Consider the following 15402-nt stretch of genomic DNA (forward strand, 5'->3'; position numbering starts at 1 on the left):
GAGAAACTTGATGCATAACGCCTTTAAAGACGCCTTAAAAGCGGGTCGTCCGCAGATTGGCCTGTGGCTGGGGCTGACCAGCAGCTACAGCGCCGAGCTGCTGGCCGGGGCCGGGTTCGACTGGCTGCTGATCGACGGCGAGCATGCGCCAAACAGCGTGCAGACAATCCTGACCCAGCTACAGGCGATCGCTCCCTACCCCAGCCAGCCGGTGGTGCGGCCGTCGTGGAACGACCCGGTGCAGATTAAACAGCTGCTGGATATCGGCGCGCAAACCCTGCTGGTGCCGATGGTGCAGAACGCCGACGAAGCGCGGCTGGCGGTGAAAGCCACCCGCTACCCGCCCGCGGGCATTCGCGGCGTCGGCAGCGCGCTGGCCCGCGCCTCGCGCTGGAACCGCGTCCCGGATTATCTCCATCAGGCCAACGACGCGATGTGCGTGCTGGTGCAGATCGAAACCCGCGAAGCGCTCAACAATCTGCCGCAGATCCTCGATGTCGAGGGCGTGGACGGCGTGTTTATTGGCCCGGCGGATCTGAGCGCCGATATGGGCTTCAGCGGCAACCCGCAGCACCCGGAAGTGCAGGCCGCCATTGAGCGCGCCATCGGGCAAATTCGCGCGGCGGGCAAAGCGCCGGGGATCCTGATGGCCAGCGAGCCGCTGGCGAAGCGCTACCTGGAACTCGGCGCGCTGTTTGTCGCCGTCGGCGTCGATACCACCCTGCTGGCCCGCGGCGCGGAAGCGCTGGCGGCGCGATTTGGCGCGGAAAAAACCGCCCAGGGTTCGTCAGGCGTCTATTAATACCCGCAGTACCCTACAAAATTCCCATTAGAGGAAAATGATAATGAGCGATACATCATCTGCCATCCCGGAAAAGTTCGATCCGGCTAATCAGCACAAGCAGCTGACGGCGCAGCAGCAGTCGGTTATCAACAAGCTCTTTCGCCGCCTGATCGTCTTTTTGTTCGTGCTGTTTATCTTTTCGTTTTTAGATCGCATCAATATCGGTTTTGCCGGGCTGACCATGGGCCAGGATCTGGGCCTTAACGCCACCATGTTTGGTCTTGCCACCACCCTGTTTTACGCCACCTACGTGATATTCGGCATTCCCAGCAACGTGATGCTCAGCATCGTTGGCGCTCGCCGCTGGATCGCCACCATCATGGTGCTGTGGGGCATCGCCTCCACCGCCACCATGTTCGCGACCGGACCGAACAGTCTTTATATCCTGCGCATGCTGGTGGGGATCACCGAGGCCGGTTTTCTGCCCGGCATTCTGCTCTATCTGACCTACTGGTTCCCGGCCTTTTTCCGCGCCCGCGCCAACGCGCTGTTTATGATCGCGATGCCGGTGACCACCGCGCTGGGGTCGATCGTCTCCGGCTATATCCTGTCGATGGACGGCCTGCTGAACCTGCACGGCTGGCAGTGGCTGTTCCTGCTGGAAGGCTTCCCGTCGGTGCTGCTCGGTATTATGGTCTGGTTCTGGCTTGATGATTCGCCGTCGAAGGCGAAATGGCTGACCGCGGACGATAAAAAATGCCTGCAGGAGATGATGGATAACGACCGCCTGACGCTGGTCCAGCCGGAAGGGGCGATCAGCCATCACGCCATGCAGCAGCGCAGCCTGTGGCGGGAAGTGTTCACGCCGATCGTGCTGATGTACACCCTGGCCTATTTCTGCCTGACCAATACGCTCAGCGCGATCAGCATCTGGACGCCGCAGATCCTCAAAAGCTTTAACGAAAGCAGCAGCAATATCACCATCGGCCTGCTGGCGGCGATCCCGCAGATTTGTACCATTCTGGGGATGATCTACTGGAGCCGCCACTCCGATAAACATCAGGAGCGTAAGCACCACACCGCCCTGCCGTTCCTGTTCGCCGCCGCGGGCTGGCTGCTGGCGTCGGCCACCGATCACAACCTGATCCAGCTGCTCGGGATCGTGATGGCCTCCACCGGATCGTTTAGCGCAATGGCCATTTTCTGGACCACGCCGGATCAGTCGATCAGCCTGCGCGCCAGAGCGATCGGCATCGCGGTGATCAACGCGACGGGTAATATCGGATCGGCGCTCAGCCCCTTTATGATCGGCTGGCTGAAGGATATTACCGGCAGCTTCAGCAGCGGCCTGTGGTTCGTCGCCGCCCTGCTGGTCATCGGCGCGATGATTATCTGGGTGATTCCGATGAAAGGAACGCGTCCGCGCGCGACGCCGTAAGGAGCCGCCATGTGCCAGAGCCCGATAGCCAATATCGATATTAATAAAGAGTACGATGAGAGCCTGGGGACGGAAGATGTGCATTATCAATCGTTTGCCAGGATGGCGGAGTTCTTTGGCCGCGATATGCAGGCGCACCGTCACGACCAGTATTTTCAGATGCACTTTCTCGATACCGGGCAGATTGAGCTGCAGCTCGACGATCATCGCTATTCGGTGCAGGCGCCGCTGTTTGTCCTGACGCCGCCCTCGGTGCCGCACGCTTTTATCACCGAGTCCGATAGCGACGGTCACGTGCTGACGGTGCGCGAGGATCTGGTCTGGCCGCTGCTGGAGGTGCTCTATCCCGGCACGCGGGAGGCTTTCGGTCTGCCGGGCATCTGCCTGTCGCTGGCCGACAGGCCCGAGGAGCTGGCGGCGCTGGCGCACTACTGGCGGCTGATTGAACGGGAATCGACGTCCCAGCTGCCGGGGCGGGAACATACCCTGACGCTGCTGGCGCAGGCGGTGTTCACCCTGCTGCTGCGCAACGCGAAGCTTGACGATCACGCGGCCAGCGGGATACGCGGCGAGCTCAAGCTGTTCCAGCGGTTTAACCAGCTGATCGACGGCCACTACCATCAGCACTGGACGGTGCCGGATTACGCCAGCGAGCTGCATCTGACCGAATCCCGGTTAACCGATATCTGCCGCCGCTTCGCCAACCGGCCGCCCAAACGGCTGATTTTCGACAGGCAGCTGCGCGAAGCCAAGAGGCTGCTGCTCTTTTCCGACAGCGCGGTCAACGAGATAGCCTGGCAGCTGGGCTTTAAGGATCCGGCCTATTTTGCCCGCTTTTTTAACCGCTTAGTCGGCTGCTCGCCGAGCGCGTTCAGAACGCAAAAAGTACCGGTATCATAAGATCTTACCGGGGACGGCGCGGCGAGTTCGCAGCCGTCTGAGAGGCGGTAGCCCGGGCAAAGCGCGTCAGGCGCCGCCCCCGGGAGCAGAGCGCAGAGTCGCTGAATTTCCCGGAGGCGATGCTGCGCATCTGTCCGGCCTACAAATTCAAAACCCGCCCTGGCTTGTCGTCGGATCATCGGGGAGCCAGGCCGGAAAATAGAAAAACCAACCCCCGATCACATAACCCAACCCCGCCTGAAAAGTACCGACCGTTGACCTAAAAGTCTCTTCACGAAAGCCGCGTTAACCGCTTCAATTGAACAACAAAAACAAAACATAAATTTAACATCGCATTCCGATTAATACTGAAGAGGTCACCTATGAAACCTGAAAATTTCCGTGCCGACGCTAAACGCCCGTTAACCGGTGAAGAGTACCTGAAGAGCCTGCAGGACGGCCGCGAAATCTATATCTACGGCGAACGCGTTAAGGACGTGACCACCCACCCGGCGTTCCGCAACGCCGCCGCCTCCGTCGCCCAGATGTACGACGCGCTGCATAAACCCGAGCTGCAGGATACCCTGTGCTGGGGCACCGATACCGGCAGCGGCGGCTATACCCACAAGTTCTTCCGCGTCGCGAAAAGCGCCGACGATCTGCGCCAGCAGCGCGACGCTATCGCCGAATGGTCGCGCCTGAGCTACGGCTGGATGGGCCGTACCCCGGACTACAAAGCCGCGTTCGGCTGCGCGCTCGGCGCAAACCCGGGATTTTACGGTCAGTTTGAACAGAACGCCCGTAACTGGTACACCCGCATCCAGGAAACAGGCCTCTACTTTAACCACGCCATCGTCAACCCGCCCATCGACCGCCATAAGCCGGCCGACGAAGTGAAAGACGTCTATATCAAGCTGGAGAAAGAGACCGATGCCGGGATCATCGTCAGCGGCGCGAAAGTGGTAGCCACCAACTCGGCGCTCACCCACTACAACATGATTGGCTTCGGCTCGGCGCAGGTGATGGGCGAAAACCCGGACTTCGCGCTGATGTTCGTCGCGCCGATGGACGCCGAAGGGGTCAAGCTTATCTCCCGCGCCTCCTATGAGCTGGTCGCCGGAGCAACCGGATCGCCCTACGATTATCCGCTCTCCAGCCGCTTCGACGAGAACGATGCGATCCTGGTGATGGATAATGTGCTGATCCCATGGGAAAACGTGCTGATCTATCGCGACTTCGATCGCTGCCGCCGCTGGACGATGGAGGGCGGTTTCGCCCGCATGTATCCGCTACAGGCCTGCGTGCGTCTGGCCGTGAAGCTCGATTTCATCACCGCCCTGCTCAAGCGCTCGCTGGAGTGTACCGGAACCCTGGAGTTCCGCGGCGTGCAGGCGGATCTCGGCGAAGTGGTGGCCTGGCGCAATATGTTCTGGGCGCTGAGCGATTCGATGTGCGCCGAAGCCACGCCGTGGGTTAACGGCGCGTATCTGCCGGATCACGCCGCGCTGCAAACCTATCGCGTGATGGCGCCGATGGCCTACGCCAAAATCAAAAACATTATTGAACGCAACGTCACCAGCGGCCTGATCTATCTGCCGTCCAGCGCCCGCGATCTCAATAATCCGCAGATCAACGAATATCTGGCGAAATACGTGCGCGGATCGAACGGCATGGATCACGTCGAGCGCATCAAGATCCTCAAACTGATGTGGGACGCCATCGCCAGCGAGTTTGGCGGCCGTCATGAACTGTACGAAATCAACTACTCCGGTAGCCAGGATGAGATTCGCCTGCAGTGCCTGCGTCAGGCGCAGAGCTCCGGCAACATGGACAAAATGATGGCGATGGTGGATCGCTGCCTGTCCGAGTACGACCAGAACGGCTGGACGGTGCCGCATCTGCACAACAATACCGATATCAACATGCTGGATAAGCTGCTGAAGTAACCGGCAGCGGGAGGTCACAATGCAATTAGATGAACAACGTCTGCGTTTTCGCGATGCCATGGCCAGTCTGTCGGCCGCCGTTAACGTCATCACCACCGAAGGCGAGGCGGGCCGCTGCGGTATCACCGCCACCGCGGTCTGTTCGGTGACCGATACGCCGCCGTCGGTAATGGTCTGCATCAACGCTAACAGCGCGATGAATCCGGTGTTCCAGGGCAACGGCAAGCTGTGCATCAACGTGCTGAACCACGAGCAAGAGGAGATGGCCCGCCACTTCGCCGGCATGACCGGGATGACGATGGACGACCGTTTCGGCCTCAGCGGCTGGCAAAAAGGCGCGCTGGGCCAGCCGGTGCTGAAAGGCGCGCTGGCGAGCCTTGAGGGCGAGATTAGCCAGGTGCAGACCATCGGTAGCCACCTGGTCTATCTGGTGGAAATCAGGAACATTACCCTGAGCCAGCAGGGCCACGGGCTGATCTACTTTAAGCGCCGCTTCCATCCGGTGATGATGGAGATGGACGTCGTGGCGTAGTTTTGCCTTCCCCTCTCTCGCGGGAGAGGGGATTACCTCGCTTCCCCCCATCGTCACGGCGGGAATATTCCTGTGATCTCAATCACATATTTACGGACACCCGTTCTTATCCCCAACCGCTTACCCTCGCAAGTGACCGCTTAACCCCGGATATAACCACTCACAGATTTACCCAACTTTACGCGCGCGACGTTCTGGCAAGATGGTCCCCAGCATAGCTAATCAATGCCTCCTCAAACCCTAACTAAACCCAGACGGCTTCGGCCCATTATTCATCTTATTAAGCCAGGTTTTACTATGGATACTAAAAAGTTATTCAAGCACATACCCTGGGTGATTCTTGGAATCATCGGGGCATTTTGCCTCTCGGTCGTCGCTCTGCGCCGCGGCGAGCACGTCAGTGCGCTGTGGATCGTGGTGGCCTCGGTTTCCGTCTACCTCGTCGCCTACCGTTATTACAGCCTGTACATTGCGCAAAAGGTCATGAAGCTCGACCCTACGCGCTCCACGCCTGCGGTGATTAATAACGATGGCCTGAACTACGTTCCGACCAACCGCTACGTGCTGTTCGGCCACCACTTTGCCGCGATTGCCGGCGCCGGTCCGCTGGTGGGCCCGGTGCTCGCCGCGCAGATGGGCTACCTGCCGGGTACCCTGTGGCTGCTGGCGGGCGTCGTGCTGGCAGGGGCGGTGCAGGACTTTATGGTGCTGTTCATCTCCTCGCGCCGTAACGGTGCCTCGCTGGGGGAAATGATCAAGCAGGAGATGGGTCCGGTGCCGGGTTCCATCGCGCTGTTCGGCTGCTTCCTGATAATGATCATCATCCTTGCGGTGCTGGCGTTAATCGTGGTGAAAGCGCTGGCGGAAAGCCCGTGGGGCGTCTTCACCGTCTGCTCGACCGTGCCGATCGCCCTGTTTATGGGGATCTACATGCGCTTCCTGCGCCCGGGCCGCGTAGGCGAAGTATCGGTGATTGGTATCGTCCTGCTGGTAGCGTCGATTTACTTCGGCGGCGTGATTGCCCACGACCCGTACTGGGGCCCGGCGCTGACCTTTAAAGACACCACCATTACCTTTACCCTGATTGGCTACGCGTTTATCTCAGCGCTGCTGCCGGTCTGGCTGATTCTGGCGCCGCGCGACTACCTGGCGACCTTCCTGAAAATTGGCGTTATCGTCGGCCTGGCGCTGGGCATTGTTATCCTCAACCCGGACCTGAAAATGCCGGCGGTGACCCAGTACATTGACGGTACCGGTCCGCTGTGGAAAGGCGCGCTGTTCCCGTTCCTGTTTATCACTATCGCCTGCGGCGCGGTCTCCGGCTTCCACGCCCTGATCGCCTCCGGCACCACGCCGAAGCTGCTGGCTAACGAAACCGACGCCCGCTTTATCGGCTACGGCGCAATGCTGATGGAGTCCTTCGTGGCGGTGATGGCGCTGGTAGCGGCCTCAATTATCGAACCGGGCCTCTACTTCGCGATGAACACCCCGCCGGCGGGTCTGGGCATCACCATGCCGAACCTGCACGAAATGGGCGGTGAGAACGCCGCGCTGATTGCCGCGCAGCTGAGGGATGTCACCGCACACGCGGCGGCGACCGTCAGCTCCTGGGGCTTCGTGATCTCACCTGAGCAAATCCTGCAAACCGCGAAAGATATCGGCGAACCGTCGGTACTGAACCGCGCGGGCGGCGCGCCGACGCTGGCCGTGGGTATCGCTCACGTGTTCCACAAAATCATCCCGATGGCGGATATGGGCTTCTGGTACCACTTCGGTATTCTGTTTGAAGCGCTGTTTATCCTTACCGCGCTGGATGCCGGTACCCGTGCAGGCCGCTTTATGCTGCAGGATCTGCTGGGCAACTTCGTGCCGTTCCTCAAGAAAACCGACTCGCTGGTGGCCGGTGTTATCGGTACCGCGGGCTGCGTCGGCCTGTGGGGCTACCTGCTGTATCAGGGCGTGGTCGACCCGCTGGGCGGCGTGAAGAGCCTGTGGCCGCTGTTCGGTATCTCTAACCAGATGCTGGCCGCCGTGGCGCTGGTGCTCGGCACCGTGGTGCTGGTCAAAATGCAGCGCACCAAATATATCTGGGTCACCGTGATCCCGGCCGCATGGCTGCTGCTGTGCACCACCTGGGCGCTGGGCCTGAAACTGTTCAGCACCAATCCGCAGATGGAAGGCTTCTTCTTCATGGCGCAGCAGTATAAAGAGAAGATCGCCGCCGGCGGCGAACTGACCGCGCAGCAGATTGCCAACATGAACCATATCGTGGTGAACAACTACACCAACGCGGGTCTGAGCATTCTGTTCCTGGTGGTGGTCTACAGCATCATCTTCTACGGCATCAAAACCTGGCTCAACGTGCGCAACAATAAAGTGCGTACCGACAAAGAGACCCCGTACATGCCGGTACCGGAAGGCGGCGTGAAGACCTCTTCGCATCACTAAACCTTAATGCCGGATGGCGCTACGCTTATCCGGTCTACACAAACGAATGTTTGTAGGCCGGATGAGGCGCTAGCCGCCATCCGGCTTTATTCGTTCTCTGGGACTCACAATGTTTGGTAACTTAGGTCAGGCAAAAAAATACCTCGGTCAGGCAGCGAAAATGCTGATTGGCATTCCGGATTACGATAATTACGTCGAGCATATGCAGACTAACCATCCGGACAAGCCGTACATGACCTACGATGAATTCTTTCGCGAACGCCAGCAGGCCCGCTACGGCGGCGACGGCAAAGGCGGCGTACGCTGCTGCTAATGGAGGCAAACATGGCACCGATTGCAGTCACCCTGCTCACCGGTTTTCTTGGCGCGGGTAAAACCACCCTGCTGCGCCATATCCTGAACGAACGGCACGGCTTTAAAATTGCCGTTATCGAAAACGAATTTGGCGAAGTCGCCGTCGATGACCAGCTTATCGGCGATCGCGCCACGCAGATTAAAACCCTGACCAACGGCTGCATCTGCTGTACCCGTTCCAACGAACTGGAAGACGCCCTGCTCGATCTGCTCGACAGCCGCGATCGCGGAGAAATTGATTTTGACCGGCTGGTGATCGAATGCACAGGCATGGCCGACCCCGGCCCGATCATCCAGACCTTTTTCTCTCACGATGTGCTGTGTGAACGCTATCTGCTGGATGGCGTGATTGCGCTGGTTGACGCGGTGCATGCCGACCAGCAGATGAATCAGTTCACCATTGCCCAGTCGCAGGTGGGCTACGCCGATCGTATCCTGCTCACCAAAACTGACATGGCGGGCGACAGCGACAAGCTCCGCGAACGGCTGATGCGTATTAACGCCCGCGCGCCGATTTACAACGTCACCCACGGCGATATCGACCTGAATCTGCTGTTTAACACCAGCGGCTTTATGCTGGAAGAGAACGTGGTCAGCAGCAAACCGCGCTTCCACTTTATGGCCGATAAGCAGAACGACGTGTCGTCTATCGTGGTGGAGCTGGATTATCCGGTGGATATCAGCGACGTCTCGCGGGTGATGGAAAACCTGCTGCTCACCTTTGCTGAACAGCTGATGCGCTATAAAGGGATGCTGTGGATCGACGGCGAGCCCAACCGCCTGCTGTTCCAGGGCGTTCAACGGCTATACAGCGCCGACTGGGACCGGCCGTGGGGCGATGAGCGGCCGCACAGTACCCTGGTGTTTATTGGAATACAGCTTCCGGAAGATGAGATTCGCACCGCATTTGCGAGCCTGCGCAAGTAGTCATGTCGCATTCCCCCTCTTCTGGAGGGGGAATGCGCGGCTGAAATGTAAAATTCCGTTCTTATATGTAACAGTAGAAATGTTTTTGGAAATAATTAGAAAGCCAATTATTGCGTCCACAACCGCTTTTTCGCGCCTGTTCAGCGAATATTTAGCCAAAAGATTCAACTCACGCTCAACGGCTAAAGATTACCCATTGACTCCACAGTAAAAACAACTAACAAACAACACAAATAAATATATCTAATAACAAAATTAGCATAAAACAGCCATCACTCGCTGATTTGCAGTCATAAAAATCGATTGTTAAGGTGCCCTCCGCGTAATGTAATGATGAGGCATAAAACATGAAAAAGCTGAATATCCTTCTTCTCTCGGCGTTGACTGCCGTCTCGGGATCCGCACTCGCGATGGGCGGCACCGTTGAGCAGGGCAAGAACTTCACCAACCTGAATCTGGAAATGGGGAAATCCTCCTCTGGCCTGTATGTGGAAAGCAACTGGCTCAAAAATACCGATGACGGTACCCAGACAGGCGGCGTAGGCGCGGGTTATAACCTGGAACTCGGCCCGGTAATGTTCAATGCCGGCGCGAAAGCCATCTACCTCGGTCCTAAAAAAGGCGATAACGGCGTGGCCTTCCCCATCGGCGGCGGCGTCAACGTGGCCCTGACCGACAGCATCCATCTCTATGGTGAGGGCTATGCCGCACCGGAGGGCCTGAACAATAGCGTCAAAAACTACGTTGAAGCCAACGGCGGCGTAAGCTGGACGCCAATCACCCCGGTCACGCTGAAAGTGGGCTATCGCCATGTCAGCGTCGACGGCAAAGATGGCCGCCCGGGCCACACGCTGATTGACGGCGCCTATGTCGGCGGCGGGGTTACCTTCTGATGAACGGCCGCTTCGCCGCGCTTTGCGTTCTGAGCTTCACCGTGCTGCTGTCAGGCTGCGTCCAGTACAAATGGGTGAAGCCGGGAGTCAGCGATACGGAGATGAGTAAAAAGCTCACGGAGTGCGAAGCGCAGGCGCTGATCGATCTCCCCCCGGATAACGTCGTCACCGGTTCAAGCTCGGAAAAAACGGACAAAAAGAACAAGAAAAAGGATATTTCCACCAGCTATACGGTTGAGGACGCCAATGAGGGGCGCAGGGATACGCTCGTCGACAGCTGCATGTTTAAGAGCGGCTGGGATAAGATTGAAGTTCAGTGAACGCCAAAAAAAACCTGCCAGATGGCAGGTTTTTGTCTTCACGCCGTTATTTATGCACGACCACCAGCTTCTGATTCACAAACTCTTTAATCCCGAGATCGGAAAGCTCGCGGCCAAACCCGGAGCGCTTAACGCCGCCAAACGGCAGCTCCGGAGCGGTATCGGTTAGCCAGTTGATATAGACCATACCGGTTTCAATCCGCGACGCCATGCGTTTCGCCCTTTCGATATCCTGGCTGAATACGGCTCCGCCAAGGCCATAGTGCGAATCGTTGGCCAGCTTCATCGCCTCATCGTCATCTTTCACCACGTAGATTTGCGCGACCGGGCCGAAGAACTCTTCGAAGTAGGCCGGGTTATCGCGGGTAATGCCGGTGAGTATGGTGGGCTCGAAAAAGCTGCCTTCCCGCTGCGCGGGTTTGCCGCCCAGGTGCAGCTTCGCGCCGTTTTTCACCGCGTCGTTCACCTGCCTGGTCAGCGTGTCCAGCGCATCTTTTGAAGAGAGCGGCCCCAGCGTCGTGCGCTCATCCAGCGGATCGCCGATTTTCACCTGACGGAAGGCCTCGGTAAACTGGCTCAGGAACGAGTCGGCAATTTTTTCATGCAGGATAAAGCGCTTCGCCGCGGTGCACACCTGGCCTGCGTTGTTGAGCCGCGCCTGCACGCCGATCTTCACCGCCTTCTCCAGATCGGCGTCGTCCAGGACCACAAAGACATCGTTGCCGCCCAGTTCAAGCGTCGCTTTCTTGATGTGTTTAGCCGCCTGCGCCGCCACCACGCTACCGGCTTTTTCCGAGCCGGTCAGGGCCGCACCCTGTACGCGATCGTCGGCGATAATCTTCGCCACCTGATCCTGAGAAATAAAAAGGTTAGTCCACGCGCCCTCCGGCGCACCGGCTTCGCGTACCAGGTGGGCGAAGGTTTCCGCACAGTGCGGGACGATGCTGGCATGTTTGGCGATAACCGGGTTCCCCGCCGCCAGGTTCGGTGCCAGCACGCGCATAAGCTGATAATAAGGGAAGTTCCACGGTTCTACCGCCATCAGTACGCCGATGGGATGGTGTTCGACCCAGGCTTCACCCAGCTCGGACGGATACTTTACCGGCGCCAAAAACTGTTTGGCGTTGTCGGCGTAGTAGCGGGCAATTTGCGCGCACAGCTTCACTTCACCGCGGCTTTGCTCAATGAGTTTGCCCATTTCCTGGCTGGCGATTTTCGCCAGCTCGTCAACCCGGCCGTCGATCAGATCCGCCAGCTTGTACAGCACCGATAGCCGCTGCGCTATATCGCCTTTCGACCACGACGAATGATATAGCGCATCCGCCTTCTGCAGAGCCGCTTCCACGTCCGCGTCGCTGTGTGCCGGGTACGCTTTGATAAGCTGATTGTTTGCAGGATTCACCGTCTGATAAGCCATATCGCATGTCTCCTTGTTATCGCTGTTAACGCAGTCATAAATACCGCACAGGATATTAAGGGTAGTCGAGATAACTGAGGATGCGGCCAAACTCAGAGAGATACGGAATTTTCCCGAAATGGAACGGAGCGCGCTCTCGGCATAAATCGCCCATAAATAACAGCTCAATATCAATAAGTTAATGAGTAACAGCCCGGATATCCGCCTCCGACAAACCGGTAATTCTCAGCACCGTTTCCAGGGCCATACCTTCGGCGAGCATCGTTTGAGCAATACGCCGCGCTTCGGCGCGCTGCCCCTCCTCAACGCCCTCCAGTCGACCTTCCCGCTTCCCCTGCCTGCGCCCCACTTCACGTAACCTTTCGGCGATAGTCATGAGCTTCTCCTTATGCTGCGGAACACGCTGAGCCACTTCGCGGATAAATTTCCCCAACCGAAGCGCTTTGCCCGAGTGAATCAGGTAATTAAACAGCGTTTTTAGCTGCCTGTCATTAGCGTATCCGCTAAGCAAAATGGCCGTCAGATGTTCCACAATGCCCAGCAAATCGCGCTGACGAATATGTTTTTGCATCAGCTCCAGTAAGGCGACTCTTCGATGCTGGACAATTTCGTCATCAGGCACGACGGTAATATCCACCAGCGGAAACGGCATGGTATAAAGCTGCTTAGCCAGAGCAGGGTCGGCAAACTTGTCGAGCCAGGATAACGACCAGGGATAAGGCGTGGCGACGCCATGATAGAACAGTATCGGTACAACCAGCGGCAGCGTTTTATGTCCGTTATCCAGATGGCGCTGCATCGCAGCAATGGCGTAACGCATCATTCTGAAGGCCATATACGCATCCGGAGAGCTTTGATGCTCGATGACAACATAGATATAGCCTTCTCCCGCCGCGGTTTTCAGTGCCCAAAGAACATCGGAGTAGTATGCCCGCAGGTTCTCCTCAATAAAGCTCCCGGATTCAAGCGTCAGCGAATCCAGGTCGCAAAGCTGTCTGAGCGCCGGAGGAAGATGGATATCCAAAAAGTCGCGCGCGGTATCAGCTTGACGTAAAAACTGTTTGAAGACCGCATCGTGCGGCGTTGACGTAGTACCCTTTTCCATGGCTATCCGCCTGCGTAAAAAAATCCTGCCGCCACTCTACTGCGCCATTTTTCTCATCACACACACTGTTGCTGACCTTTACGAGCCGCGACGAAAGATATCTTCCTTCGGCTGCAAGCGAGACATTTTTGTTGAACGCGACTCGCGGTTCTCCCGCAGGATGAAGGCATGTTATAAACAGCTATCCCCCTCAGCTAAGGAGCCCACCGTGAGCCATACGCGCGATATTCAGCAAACCTTCTGGCGCGACGAACAGCTGCCCTGGCTGGAGCTGCGCAGCACCTGGCAAAGCCGTCAGGCCTATAAACGTCACCGCCATCCGCAGCTCTCCGTGGGGGCGATTATCGAGGGGGAAACGCGCTGTATCTGCAACGGGCAGGAGTATCTGCTGCGGCCGGGCGATCTGATTATTATCCCCGCCCAGGCGCCCCACAGCTGCAATCCGCGCGACGGCCAGCCGCGCAGCTACCATATGCTCTATCTCGAGCTAAGCTGGTGCTGGCGGCAGCTGGCAAACGATGCGCATCACGAGCGGCTGATAACCTCCCAGCCGGTGATTCGCGATACCGGGCTCTTTGCCCGGTATCTGCAGATCGTGGCGTTGATGACTCAGCAAAACACCGCCGCGCTACCCGCCAGCGTCGCCCGGTTCCTGCGCGACCTGCCGCTGCGCCCGCTCGCGCCTGTGGCGCTTAGTCAGACCAGCGCGCGTTTGTTCAGTCGTCTGGCAACCAATCTGCAGGCGCCGCCGACGCTGGATAGCCTCGCCGATGAGTTTGCGCTGCGCAAAGAGACGCTGATCCGCGCCTTCAAGCAGGATACCGGCCTGACGCCCGCCAGCTTTATCAATATCGCGCGGATTGAGTTCGCCAAAACGCGCCTGCGGGCCGGGGATAATATCGCCGATGTCGGCTACTAGGCCGGGTTTGCCGACCAGAGCCACTTTCATAAAACCTTTGTCAGCTATACCGCCGCCACGCCGCGCCAGTATGCGCAGTCCCGATCAATAACAGACAATAATTAGCGTTTACGCTGGCGTAAGGTGACCTCAGATTAATACTGAGGTTGCTATGGACATACTCGCTACGCTCTTTCCCTCCGCCTTCCCCGCGCTGGCGCTCTCCCATTTTGTCGCCCTGCTGAGCCCCGGGCCGGATTTTTTTCTGCTGGTGGGCTACGCCATCCGCTATCGCCTGCGCGGCAGCGTCGGCCTGTGTATCGGCATTGCCGCCGGAAACGGTCTGTATATTCTTCTGGCCATTATCGGCTGGGGGATCCTGCGCCAGGCGCCGCTGCTGTTTACGGTGATTGAGCTGCTGGGCGCGGCGTATTTACTGTGGATTGGCAGCCTGCTGCTCAGAAGCCGTCCGACCACGCTGGCGCTGCACGGCGCCTCGGCTTCGCGCCCGCCGCTGGTGAAACAGCTTTTTCTCGGGCTGGGTTCTTCGCTGCTCAATCCGAAAAACGCGCTGTTCTACCTCGCGCTGATGACCTCCCTGCTGGGCCCGAACGTCACGCTGGTGCAGCAGGCCGTCAGCGGAGCCTGGATGACCAGCGTGGTGTTGATATGGGATCTGTTGCTGGTCACGCTGATTGCGCTACCGTCGGTGCAGCGCCGCCTTTCCGCCGTCGTCTGGCGAGTCGAGCGCACGGCCGGCGGCGTATTGATGGCTTTTGGTTGTTGGATTGTGTGGCAGTTTATTTTTAATTAATATTACCAATCATCAAATAAGGACAAAGCCTCGCCGTTCCCCAGCAGGGAATAAACGAGGCTTCACTCTATCGCCATCTTACACAATAATTATTCCGGACTATTTGCCGTCAACATATCCATCGGTACAAATACCCACTGCTGTGCTTCCGAGCCGTTAAATTCGAAAAGAATAATCGGATTCCCCTGGTTCGTGCCGCGGTTGTAGCTGTCCATAACAAAGCTCGGGTTTTGTTTGCTTTTAATAAAGCGACGTGAGCTGACTAAATCCCACCGCTGCGTCGCTTTATTCCCGCGAACCTGGAGCTCAATCGCTGCGCCTGAGCCCATACGATCCCCGCAAATGCCCAGCAGCAGCTCCTCGCTGGCGGCCAGGACGATCTCGCCGGTCCTGTCATCAACCGACCACAGAATTTTATTTAACGGTGAGGACGTCGGTAAGATAACAGCCTTAGCCCCGGCTTGCTGATCGCTAATACCTAATACCATGTCTTTTTTTGCTGCATATTTAAATATACCAATCATGAAAAACTCCTTTTATAAAAGACCAGTAGCAAGAGAAATTGATTAACGTTTTCCCTGAAATAAACAATGCCTTATTTAACCTTGAATATAATGTGATTAAGATCACTTATTAATAACTAACTT

14 protein-coding genes and 1 pseudogene are annotated in these 15402 nt (G+C 57.6%); 12 read left to right on the plus strand and 3 right to left on the minus strand.

All coding sequences use genetic code 11. The annotated features are described in order from the left end of the window. Positions 1-10 precede the first annotated feature (10 nt). The 10 genes from hpaI to ABLV30_RS12860 all read left to right on the plus strand — a co-directional run bounded on the left by hpaI (position 11) and on the right by ABLV30_RS12860 (position 10521). The gene (gene hpaI / locus ABLV30_RS12815) at positions 11-802 is read left to right on the plus strand and encodes a 4-hydroxy-2-oxoheptanedioate aldolase (protein WP_004098302.1); all 792 of its coding nucleotides are present in this window, start codon (positions 11-13) and stop codon (positions 800-802) included. 43 nt (positions 803-845) lie between these two features. Then, a complete protein-coding gene (gene hpaX, locus ABLV30_RS12820; protein ID WP_014227785.1) occupies positions 846-2222 on the plus strand; it encodes a 4-hydroxyphenylacetate permease in 1377 nt (458 codons plus the stop codon). 9 nt (positions 2223-2231) lie between these two features. Further along, positions 2232-3122: a 4-hydroxyphenylacetate catabolism regulatory protein HpaA gene (gene hpaA / locus ABLV30_RS12825; RefSeq protein ID WP_009652862.1), complete on the plus strand. Its 891-nt coding sequence runs from the start codon at positions 2232-2234 to the stop codon at positions 3120-3122. Between the two features lie 362 nt (positions 3123-3484). Then, on the plus strand, positions 3485-5047 hold the full coding sequence (hpaB, locus tag ABLV30_RS12830; protein WP_348865605.1) for a 4-hydroxyphenylacetate 3-monooxygenase, oxygenase component: 1563 nt from the start codon (positions 3485-3487) through the stop codon (positions 5045-5047). A gap of 19 nt (positions 5048-5066) precedes the next feature. Then, entirely contained in the window at positions 5067-5579 is a 513-nt protein-coding gene (locus ABLV30_RS12835) for a 4-hydroxyphenylacetate 3-monooxygenase reductase subunit (RefSeq protein WP_004098296.1), read from the plus strand. Between the two features lie 297 nt (positions 5580-5876). Then, positions 5877-8027 carry a carbon starvation CstA family protein gene (locus ABLV30_RS12840; protein WP_134899059.1) on the plus strand — a complete coding sequence of 717 codons (2151 nt, stop codon included), beginning with the start codon at positions 5877-5879 and terminating at the stop codon, positions 8025-8027. A 109-nt stretch (positions 8028-8136) separates the two neighbouring features. Further along, positions 8137-8340: a YbdD/YjiX family protein gene (locus tag ABLV30_RS12845; protein WP_004098292.1), complete on the plus strand. Its 204-nt coding sequence runs from the start codon at positions 8137-8139 to the stop codon at positions 8338-8340. Between the two features lie 11 nt (positions 8341-8351). After that, a complete protein-coding gene (gene yjiA / locus ABLV30_RS12850; protein WP_049082904.1) occupies positions 8352-9308 on the plus strand; it encodes a GTPase in 957 nt (318 codons plus the stop codon). Positions 9309-9655: 347 nt separating this feature from the next. Continuing rightward, positions 9656-10201 carry a YfaZ family outer membrane protein gene (locus ABLV30_RS12855; RefSeq protein WP_004098290.1) on the plus strand — a complete coding sequence of 182 codons (546 nt, stop codon included), beginning with the start codon at positions 9656-9658 and terminating at the stop codon, positions 10199-10201. Continuing rightward, complete coding sequence (locus ABLV30_RS12860; RefSeq protein ID WP_047724594.1) at positions 10201-10521, plus strand: hypothetical protein; 321 nt, start codon at positions 10201-10203, stop codon at positions 10519-10521. The genes ABLV30_RS12855 and ABLV30_RS12860 overlap by 1 nt, the downstream gene beginning before the upstream one ends. Positions 10522-10567: 46 nt before the next feature. Here ABLV30_RS12860 and ABLV30_RS12865 read toward each other — a convergent pair whose 3' ends face one another. Together ABLV30_RS12865 and ABLV30_RS12870 are read right to left on the minus strand one after the other, a co-directional pair. Then, positions 10568-11938 (minus strand): NAD-dependent succinate-semialdehyde dehydrogenase, encoded by a 1371-nt coding sequence (locus ABLV30_RS12865; protein WP_116280464.1) that lies wholly within the window; start codon positions 11936-11938, stop codon positions 10568-10570. A gap of 178 nt (positions 11939-12116) precedes the next feature. Beyond that, positions 12117-13043, minus strand: coding sequence for an Rpn family recombination-promoting nuclease/putative transposase (locus ABLV30_RS12870; RefSeq protein WP_049082909.1), 927 nt, complete (start codon positions 13041-13043; stop codon positions 12117-12119). 208 nt (positions 13044-13251) lie between these two features. Here ABLV30_RS12870 and ABLV30_RS12875 point away from each other — a divergent pair. Both ABLV30_RS12875 and ABLV30_RS12880 read left to right on the plus strand, forming a co-directional pair. After that, positions 13252-14067 (plus strand): annotated as a pseudogene (locus tag ABLV30_RS12875) (AraC family transcriptional regulator). 46 nt (positions 14068-14113) lie between these two features. Beyond that, positions 14114-14755, plus strand: a complete 642-nt coding sequence (locus ABLV30_RS12880; RefSeq protein WP_047724601.1) for a LysE family translocator — start codon at positions 14114-14116, stop codon at positions 14753-14755. Positions 14756-14844: 89 nt separating this feature from the next. On the opposite strand, the gene ABLV30_RS12885 is transcribed toward ABLV30_RS12880, so the two are convergent. Continuing rightward, the gene (locus ABLV30_RS12885; RefSeq protein ID WP_046877824.1) at positions 14845-15279 is read right to left on the minus strand and encodes a hypothetical protein; all 435 of its coding nucleotides are present in this window, start codon (positions 15277-15279) and stop codon (positions 14845-14847) included. Positions 15280-15402 lie beyond the last annotated feature (123 nt).

This window comes from Klebsiella sp. CN_Kp113, from assembly GCF_040064585.1.
Taxonomy (GTDB): domain Bacteria; phylum Pseudomonadota; class Gammaproteobacteria; order Enterobacterales; family Enterobacteriaceae; genus Klebsiella; species Klebsiella michiganensis.

Excerpts from the sequence above, each read along its gene's own strand:
- hpaI (WP_004098302.1), top strand. The coding sequence starts at position 11 with ATGCATAACGCCTTTAAAGACGCCTTAAAAGCGGGTCGTCCGCAGATT.
- hpaX (WP_014227785.1), top strand. The coding sequence starts at position 846 with ATGAGCGATACATCATCTGCCATCCCGGAAAAGTTCGATCCGGCTAAT.
- hpaA (WP_009652862.1), top strand. The coding sequence starts at position 2,232 with ATGTGCCAGAGCCCGATAGCCAATATCGATATTAATAAAGAGTACGAT.
- hpaB (WP_348865605.1), top strand. The coding sequence starts at position 3,485 with ATGAAACCTGAAAATTTCCGTGCCGACGCTAAACGCCCGTTAACCGGT.
- ABLV30_RS12835 (WP_004098296.1), top strand. The coding sequence starts at position 5,067 with ATGCAATTAGATGAACAACGTCTGCGTTTTCGCGATGCCATGGCCAGT.
- ABLV30_RS12840 (WP_134899059.1), top strand. The coding sequence starts at position 5,877 with ATGGATACTAAAAAGTTATTCAAGCACATACCCTGGGTGATTCTTGGA.
- ABLV30_RS12845 (WP_004098292.1), top strand. The coding sequence starts at position 8,137 with ATGTTTGGTAACTTAGGTCAGGCAAAAAAATACCTCGGTCAGGCAGCG.
- yjiA (WP_049082904.1), top strand. The coding sequence starts at position 8,352 with ATGGCACCGATTGCAGTCACCCTGCTCACCGGTTTTCTTGGCGCGGGT.
- ABLV30_RS12855 (WP_004098290.1), top strand. The coding sequence starts at position 9,656 with ATGAAAAAGCTGAATATCCTTCTTCTCTCGGCGTTGACTGCCGTCTCG.
- ABLV30_RS12860 (WP_047724594.1), top strand. The coding sequence starts at position 10,201 with ATGAACGGCCGCTTCGCCGCGCTTTGCGTTCTGAGCTTCACCGTGCTG.
- ABLV30_RS12865 (WP_116280464.1), bottom strand. The coding sequence starts at position 11,938 with ATGGCTTATCAGACGGTGAATCCTGCAAACAATCAGCTTATCAAAGCG.
- ABLV30_RS12870 (WP_049082909.1), bottom strand. The coding sequence starts at position 13,043 with ATGGAAAAGGGTACTACGTCAACGCCGCACGATGCGGTCTTCAAACAG.
- ABLV30_RS12880 (WP_047724601.1), top strand. The coding sequence starts at position 14,114 with ATGGACATACTCGCTACGCTCTTTCCCTCCGCCTTCCCCGCGCTGGCG.
- ABLV30_RS12885 (WP_046877824.1), bottom strand. The coding sequence starts at position 15,279 with ATGATTGGTATATTTAAATATGCAGCAAAAAAAGACATGGTATTAGGT.